Annotated in this window: 3 protein-coding genes and 6 pseudogenes; 8 read left to right on the plus strand and 1 reads right to left on the minus strand. The window is 68.4% G+C overall.

What is annotated here, in order from left to right; translation table 11 throughout:
• The 7 genes and pseudogenes from AC2TEW_RS37810 to AC2TEW_RS37840 all read left to right on the plus strand — a co-directional run.
• Nucleotides 1-301: helix-turn-helix domain-containing protein (locus tag AC2TEW_RS37810; protein ID WP_484627736.1), on the plus strand; the 301-nt coding region annotated here is incomplete at its 5' end.
• A gap of 17 nt (nucleotides 302-318) precedes the next feature.
• A pseudogene (locus tag AC2TEW_RS37815) lies at nucleotides 319-570 on the plus strand (IS3 family transposase); the annotation flags it as partial.
• Nucleotides 571-893: 323 nt separating this feature from the next.
• Nucleotides 894-1,106: pseudogene (locus tag AC2TEW_RS37820) on the plus strand (integrase core domain-containing protein); the annotation flags it as partial.
• Nucleotides 1,107-1,246: 140 nt separating this feature from the next.
• Nucleotides 1,247-2,006: pseudogene (locus tag AC2TEW_RS37825) on the plus strand (IS5 family transposase); the annotation flags it as partial.
• 415 nt (nucleotides 2,007-2,421) lie between these two features.
• Nucleotides 2,422-3,210, plus strand: coding sequence for an ABC transporter ATP-binding protein (locus AC2TEW_RS37830; RefSeq protein WP_484627738.1), 789 nt, complete (start codon nucleotides 2,422-2,424; stop codon nucleotides 3,208-3,210).
• A gap of 39 nt (nucleotides 3,211-3,249) precedes the next feature.
• A complete protein-coding gene (locus AC2TEW_RS37835; RefSeq protein WP_484627737.1) occupies nucleotides 3,250-5,202 on the plus strand; it encodes an ABC transporter permease in 1,953 nt (650 codons plus the stop codon).
• 727 nt (nucleotides 5,203-5,929) lie between these two features.
• Nucleotides 5,930-7,591: pseudogene (locus AC2TEW_RS37840) on the plus strand (IS1182 family transposase).
• A 21-nt stretch (nucleotides 7,592-7,612) separates the two neighbouring features.
• Here AC2TEW_RS37840 and AC2TEW_RS37845 read toward each other — a convergent pair.
• A pseudogene (locus AC2TEW_RS37845) lies at nucleotides 7,613-7,735 on the minus strand (integrase core domain-containing protein); the annotation flags it as partial.
• Between the two features lie 53 nt (nucleotides 7,736-7,788).
• Here AC2TEW_RS37845 and AC2TEW_RS37850 point away from each other — a divergent pair.
• A pseudogene (locus AC2TEW_RS37850) lies at nucleotides 7,789-8,055 on the plus strand (transposase); the annotation flags it as partial.

An 8,055-nucleotide genomic window follows, 5' to 3' on the forward strand; every position in this document is an offset into this window, starting at 1 on the left:
GGCGCTGCCGCCGGAGGAGAAGGTCCGGATCGTGCTGTCGATCCTGGCCGGTGAGATGACCGTCGCCGAGGCCGCGCGGCGGGCGAAGGTGTCCGAGCAGTCGATCGGGACCTGGAAGCGCCGGTTCCTGGAGTCCGGCCGGGCCGGCCTCGCGGGCAAGTCCGGCCCCAGCACCCGGGAACAGCAACTCGAAGCCCAAGTAGCCGACTTGACCCAGGCACTGGGTGAGGCGGCAGTCGAGCTACGGGTGTGGAAGAAGTCCGCGGAGGGCCGGCTGGGCCCTTCGAGGACCTCGAGGTGATCCGCACCGGGGCGGGCATGCCGACCGCGAGGTTCTGCCGTCTGATCGGCGTGCCCGGGCGGGCCTGGCGCCGCCACCAGGCCCGCGCACGCCAGGGCGCGCATGTGAGAGGGCCGTGGCCGCGCCCGGCCCGCGAGAGCGTCCGGGAGACCGCCCGCCGGCACGCGCTCGCGCACCCGGCCTGGGGTCACCGCAAGATCTGGGCGATGTGCCGCCACGACGGCCACCGCGTCTCGCAGGCCACCGTGCTGCGGCTGTTGCGGGACGAGGGCCTGCTGCTGGAGGCGAACCACCAGCGGGAACGGCGTCGGCTCGCCGCCCGCCGCAAGGCCGCTTTCGCGACCGAGCCGGCCGGCCCGAACCAGGTCCGGCGGCTCGACTTCGGTTCGAGACGACCGGCGGCGGCACCTGGCGGCTCGCGGGCTGCCGGGACTACTGGTCGAAGTACGAGCTGGGCTGGCACGTGTCGCCCACCGCGAACCAGCACGACGCCATCGCCGCGATCGAACTCGCCATCAAGGAAGCGGAGTTGCTGGCCGGAAAGCCGCTGGCCGAGCTCGCCCCGCGCGACGCTGACGGCACGGTCCAGCCGATGGTCACGATCGTCACCGACAACGGCGGACCGCTCCGCTCGTTCCGGTTCGAGGCGTTCATCGCCACCCGGCCGGAGCTGCGGCACGTCCGCACCCGGGTCCGCACGCCCGGGCAGAACGGCTCACGCGAGCGCGGCTTCGGCTCGCTCAAGTACGAGAAGCTGTTCCTCGAGGAGATCCCTGATGCCCTCGATCTCGTCGGCATGCCGAGGACTACCCGGCGCGACTACAACACCGTCCGCCCGCACGAGGCCCTGGCCTGGAACCGGCCCTACGACGTTCACACCGGCACCGCGAACCCGCTCGTCCCCAACTTTCCCGAACCCGAAAACCTGCCAACTTCGATCCAGCCCACCCGCTCGGCTGCCACCGCCGACGGATCGGTGACCGGATCGTGTTCGACAAGCTCCTGCAGCTGCTCCGCTTCGGCTGCTCGTACCAGGCCATCGCCGACACCACCTGCTCGGCCACCACGATCCGCAACCGGCGTGACAAATGGATACGCCTCGGGGTGTTCACCCGGTTCAATCAGCTCGCACTGGATGCCTACGACCGGATCGTCGGCCTCGAGCTCGACCGGATCGCCGTCGACGGCAGCATCACCAAGGCTCCCGGCGGAGGCGAAGCCGCAGGTCGCTCACCCGTCGATCGAGGCAAACAAGGCATGAAACGCTCGGGAGTGACAGATGGTCACGGAATCCCCCTCGGACGCGTCCTGGCCGGCGCCAACCGCCACGACTCACCTCCGCTCGCCCCGACCCTGGACCTGCTCGACGCCCTCGGCCCGCTGCCCGACGACATCACCGTCCACCTCGACGCCGGCCACGACTCCGCCCGCCGGCACCCGCACCACGCTCGGTGACCGGAGCCTGCGCGGCGAGATCGCCCGCAAGGACGTGAAGGCTCCGATCCAGGCCACCCACCGCTGGCACGTCGAACGCACCCATGCCTGGCAGAACGCATTCCACCGCCTCGCCCGCTGCTACGAACGCCGGACCACCGTGATCAACGCCTACTTCGACCTCGCCGACACCATCATCACCGTACGTAGGCCCATCCGGTGCCCCTGGACCACCCACCGCTGGGCCGACCGCCCCACCCGGCGGCCCTGACCCAAGCCAATCTGCGCGAGTTCTTAACGAGAGTTTGGAGTGGGCTTCGAGACGAGCCACCGGAAGGTTGCTGTCCCCCGAAGTCGGAGTGTCGCGACTCTCTTGCGAAGGTGAGGCGGTGATGTCATGAGGAATCCGGCGGATTACCGACGGCTACACACTGAGCTCTTTCGCCCCTGCTCGGCAGGGTGAGACGTCGTCCGGCGTTGACGGCTACCCGGGCCTGCAGGATCGCGGTCGGCACGCCGGAGGCGACCTTGGCCCCGTCACCCGATCGGTGGCCGCTCTGAAAAGGCTCACTGACCTTCGTTCCCACCACCACGTAGGCCGATCAGGGGAGGGCGTGCCGGGCCAGTCTGGTGGAGCCTTGGGCAGTCACCCTTCTGCTGGCCTGATGACCGCCCGGAGATCGTTCATGCGCCACGCCGCTCACTCCGCCCCTGCCGAACTGCGTAGGGGTGCTGGAAGCCAACCAGCTGCGGCTGCGGTCGGGCTGTGCAAGGTCTACGGCGAGGGCGAGACCCAGGTCACGGCTCTGGATGACGTGAGTGTGCAGTTCGGGCGGGGCGAGTTCACCGCGATTATGGGGCCTTCGGGTTCGGGGAAGTCCACGCTGATGCACTGCATGGCTGGCCTCGATGATTTCTCGTCCGGCTTGGTGCGGATCGGTGAGGCAGAGCTGAGCGGCCTCGATGACCGGCATCTGACGCAGATCCGCCGGGACAAGCTGGGGTTCATCTTCCAAGCCTTCAACCTGCTCCCGACCCTGTCGGCACTGGAGAACATCCTCCTGCCGCTCCAACTCGCCGGCCGTGTACCAGATCAGGACTGGCTGGACACGGTGGTTGCGAGCGTGGGTCTGGCCGACCGGCTTCAGCACCGCCCCTCTCAGCTTTCCGGCGGGCAACAGCAGCGTGTCGCCTGCGCCCGCGCTCTGGTCTCCCGTCCGGAGATCATCTTTGCGGACGAGCCCACGGGGAACCTCGACTCCCGCTCCACCGGTGAAGTCCTGTCCTTCCTCGCCTCCTCGGTCCGTGAACTAGGCCAGACCATGGTTATGGTCACCCATGACCCGGTCGCTGCCTCCTACGCGGGCCGCGTCGTCTTCCTCGCCGACGGCCGCATCGCCGACGAACTCCACCAGCCGACCGCCGACGCTGTCCTTGCGCGCATGAAGCGCTTCGGCACCGACCGGCCCGCCTGACACCACCAAGGTCGCAAGGCCGAGTACCGAGGAATCCGCATGTTTCGCACCGCCCTCCGCACCGTGCTTGCCCAGCGAGCCCGCCTGACCCTGACGGCCCTGTCCATTCTCCTGGGCGTCGCTTTCGTCTCGGGCGTCCTCGTTTTCGGCGACACCGCCGTGCACGCGGAACGCGCCGCGGCGGACACGAGCGCAGGCAACGCCGCCGTCGTGATCAGCACCAACAACTCGACCGGTACCGACGCCGGACTCAGCCAGACGCTACTGCACCGCGCCGAATCCCTGCCCGGGGTTGCCTCCGCCCGGGCTTCCGTATCCGGCTACGTCACCGTCGAAGGCAAGAACGGCCAGAAACTGCACTCGGCCGCGGGCAGCTACAGCCCCGGGAACGACGGCAGTGCACCCGCCTACCGTATGACCGAGGGCCGCCCTCCCACCCGGTCAGGTGAGACGGCCATGACCCGCACGGCCGCTACCTCGGCCGGCTACCGCCTCGGCGACACCGTGCCGGTCGCGGCGGGAACCGGCCAAGCAGCATCCCAGCGGCTCGTTGGCCTGTACACACCCGTCGCCGACCGGACCACGGGACCGGCCCTGCTCCTTAACACCGAAGCCGCCCAGAAGCTTCTGCTCAGCCCGGGCCGCTACTCCCAGATCGACCTCACATCCACGCCCGGCATCTCCGACCAGCAGCTCCTCACGCAGGTCCAGCCGCTCATACCCGAAGACAGCGGGGTCACAGCGCAGACCGGTTCATCCGTAGCGGCCGGGAAGATGGCACAGACCGAGGAAAACATCAAGCCGCTGACGAACATCCTGCTGGCCTGCGCGAGCCTGGCCCTGTTCGTCAGCACGTTCGTCATCGCCAACACCTTCACCATGCTCATCGGCCAGCGCACCCGCGAACTCGCCCTGTTCCGCGCCGTCGGCGCCACCCGCGGCCAGGTCAAGGGCTCGATTCTGGCCGAAGCCCTCTTCGTCGGCACCGCAGCATCCCTGGCCGGTGTGCCCTTGGGAATCGGCCTGTCCGTACTCATCAGGGCGGGGATCAACGCCGCAGGCGCTGACATGCCGACCGGACCACTGATCGTCACGCCCGCCACCATACTGCTCTCCCTCGGCACCGGCGTCCTCGTCACCATCCTGGCCGCTTGGCTGCCCGCCCGCCGCGCCGCCAAGATCGCCCCCGTCGCCGCCATGAGCAGCATCCACACCCCGCCGACACCCAAGAACCTGGCCATCCGCAACACCTTCGGCGCACTCCTCGCCGCCGTCGGCGCAAGTATCGTCACCATCGGCGCCAGCATCGGTAACGCGCCGGGAGGCCGGATCGTCACAGGCGGAGCCGTCCTGGCCCTGCTCGGCATGATCGTCCTGACGCCGTTTCTCTCCCGCCCCGTGATCGGCCTCGTTCGCAAGCCGCTGGAGCGCTTTCTCCCGGTGACTGGCCCACTGGCCTGCGGTAACGCGACACAGAACCCGCGGCGTACCGGCGCCACCGCTTCAGCCGTCAGCATCGGCGTCACCATGGCCAGCGGCATGGCCGTCTTCGCCGACTCCCTCCAGCACGACATCGACCGCAAGGGCAACGGAGGCAGCTCCGGCCCTATCATCGCGATCCTGACCGGGATGTTCGTGATGACCCTTGTCATCGCAGTCGTCGGAGTCGTGAACACCTTGACCATCTCCGTCTTCGAACGCCGCCGCGAGATCGGCCTGCTCCGTGCGCTCGGCATGGACAACAGCGGAGTCCGTCAGACGATCCGGACCGAAGCACTGATCATCTCGCTCCTCGGGGCGGTACTCGGCGTCAGCATGGGGGTGTTCCTGGGGTGGGCGATCACCCAGGCCGCTGCCATGGAAATCGTCATACCGTGGGGGAAGCTGGTCCTGTTCCTCGTCGCGGCCGCCCTGGTCGGCCTCGGCGCCGCAGCAACACCCGTCCGCCGCGCAAGCCGTCTCAACATCCTGGCCAGCATCAAGGCCGAATAGCGGCACTCACCGTCCATGTCTACACAGAGACAGAGCACAACTGGCGCCAGGCCGGGGCGTGCTGACCTGTTCACGGTCCGGTATGCCCCGTCATGGGGCGTGGTCAAAGCAGGGTCTGTGGCAGGCGGCGCACAGGGACAGGCTCCCGGGGCGGTCGCGTGTTCACCCGTCGCGGGGACACTCGGGAGGTCAGGGAGTCGCTGGGGGCCTGTGGTGGACATCAGGTGTCGAGGCGCCGGTGCGGCGCACGTCGAAGCCGGCGCGGTCCAGGGCGGCCTGCTCCTGCGGAGGGAGTCCGTCCCACTGCGCGGCGCAGGTCGCGGGCCACGGCTGTCCGCCTCGGAGCGTGATGTGTACGACGGCGTCGGTGCCGACTGCGTTTCCTGCGATGCCGCGTGCGCGTGCCATGTCGATCCGGCTCACGTGTCGGTGTTGAGTGCCTCGCGGGTTGCCTGTTGGAAGATCCTCCTGAGCTTGCATCGCTGTGACGGACACCCTCGTTGTGGTGGTCAGGCCGCGAGTGCAGTCTCGTAGTCGGCGGGACTGCGGTAGCCCAGGCTGCTGTGCAGCCTGCGTATGTTATACCAGCCCTCGATGACCCTGTTGCCCAATTGGGTGAATCGGCGCGATCTTGCATTCACGCCGAGTCTGCCGGGTGGAGCCTCGAGTTGGCGGCCTGTCCTGGATGGTCGTCGTGCGGCCGCGGGACGGGGGCAACGGGGTGTCGATGGGAGCGAACTCGGGTCGGGAAGTACCCGAGGCAACACGGGCAGTCGCCCTCGCGGCGTTTCCCAAGGGGTGCCTGGCGATGCGGGTCCGGGACTCGCTCGGTCCGCTGTTCGACGACGAGGTCTTCAGGTCCGCGTTCGGTGTCCGTGGCCGTCCTGGCGTCTCGCCCGGGCAGTTGGCGCTGGTGTGCGTGTTGCAGTACGCCGAGAACCTGACCGACCGGCAGGCCGCACACGCGATGCGGGCCAGAATCGACTGGAAGTATCTCCTTGGCCTCGAACTTGCCGATCCGGGCTTCGACTTCACCGTGCTGACCGGCTTCCGGGACCGGCTCCTGGCCCACGGTCTGGAGGAGAAGATCTTGGACCTTCTGCTGAAGCGGTTGGCCGAAATGAAACTGGTCGCGGCCGGCGGCCGGCAGCGCACCGACTCCACCCATGTCCTCGCCGCGGTAAGGAACTTGAACCGTCTGGAGTTTGTGGGCGAGACGCTGCGCGCGGCTCTGGAAGCGGTCGCCGTCTCGGCGCCCGGGTGGCTCGTCGCGTGGATGGCTCCCTCGTGGCAGGAACGCTATGGAGCCCGGGTGGACTCCTACCGCCTGCCGAGTGAGGAGGACAAGCGGGTCCAGCTCACCCAACGCGTCGCGGCCGACGGATACATCCTGCTCGAAGCCGTCACCTCGCCCATCGCTCCGGGCTGGCTGCGGGAGGTCCCCGCCGTCGCCACCCTGCGGACGGTGTGGCTGCAGCAGTTCAAGCGCACGGTGATCGATGGGGTGCAGGAGGTGGCCTGGCGAGGGAAGGACGATCTCCCGCCCAGCAGAGTCAGGATCACCTCGCCGTACGATCCGGACTCCCGCAACGCGGTGAAACGCGGATCGGCATGGGACGGCTACAATGTCCACTTCAGCGAGACCTGCGACGCACCCGACTCCGGCCGCCCGCACATGATCACCCACGTGGTCACCACGGACGCCACCGCCGGCGACTCGGCGGTCGTCGCCGAGATCCATGACAGCCTCAACGACAAGGGTCTGCTGCCCTCCGAGCACCTCATGGACGCCGGCTACATCTCCGCCGAGCTCCTGCTGACCGCCCCGATCGACCACCGGGTCCGGGTCATCGGCCCGGTCAGACCCAACACCACACGGCAGACGGTCCAGGCCATCGGCCTCGGCAAGACCTCCTTCGCCATCGACTGGCACGCACGGCGGGCCACCTGCCCGAACGGGGCTACCAGCCGCTATTGGACCGAAGGGCAGGACCACAATCAGCGACCAGCGATCCGCATCCGGTTCGCCACCGAGACGTGCGCTCCGTGTCCAGTGCGCGACCACTGCACCAGCTCCACACGGTAAGGTCGTCAACTTACCGTCCGCCCGCAGGAACAAGACGCCATCCTCGAGAGTGTCCGCGCCGAGCAGACCACTGATGACTGGAAGGCCCGCTACGCGGTCCGCTCGGGAGTGGAAGGCACGATCCACCAAGCCGTCGCCACCGGCGCGCGCCGGACCCGCTACATCGGGCTGCCGAAGACGCGCCTCGCACACGTCCTCACGGCCACAGCCATCAACCTCATCCGGCTCGACGCCTGGTGGAACGGAAAGCCACTCGCCCGCACTCGGACCTCACACCTCGCGGCCCTCGACCTCGCCGCATAGGGCAATTGGGCAACAGGGTCCCTCGATCCATTCGAAGATCGCAGAGCGGGCCGCTGCCCTGCTCGGCCATGGCCGGTCACCGAGCAGTTCGCGTTTGATCGTTGCGAAGAACGACTCGGCAAGCGCATTGTCCCAACACTGCCCGGTCCGGGTCTGTACGGTGACCGGTGTATCTCCCGATCTAGGAAGAGCACCTGATGAGCGACGTGATCGCCTCGGTTGAGGCGGTTGAAGAGGTCCGGCCGGTCGAGCTGTCGGCGGACCTGTTGGACGATCAGTTGATCGGGTAGCTGGTCGACCGGGCCCGCGCGAGCGGGCTCCAGTTGACCGGCGAGGTCGGGCTGCTGCAGCAGCTGACCAAGCGGGTGCTGGAGTCCGCTCTGGAGGGCGAGATCACCGACCACCTCGGATACGAGAAGCACGACCGGGCCGGTGCGGGCAGTGGCAACAGCCGCAACGGCGTC

It is taken from the genome of Kitasatospora sp. NEAU-CNBT7 (genome assembly GCF_057220535.1).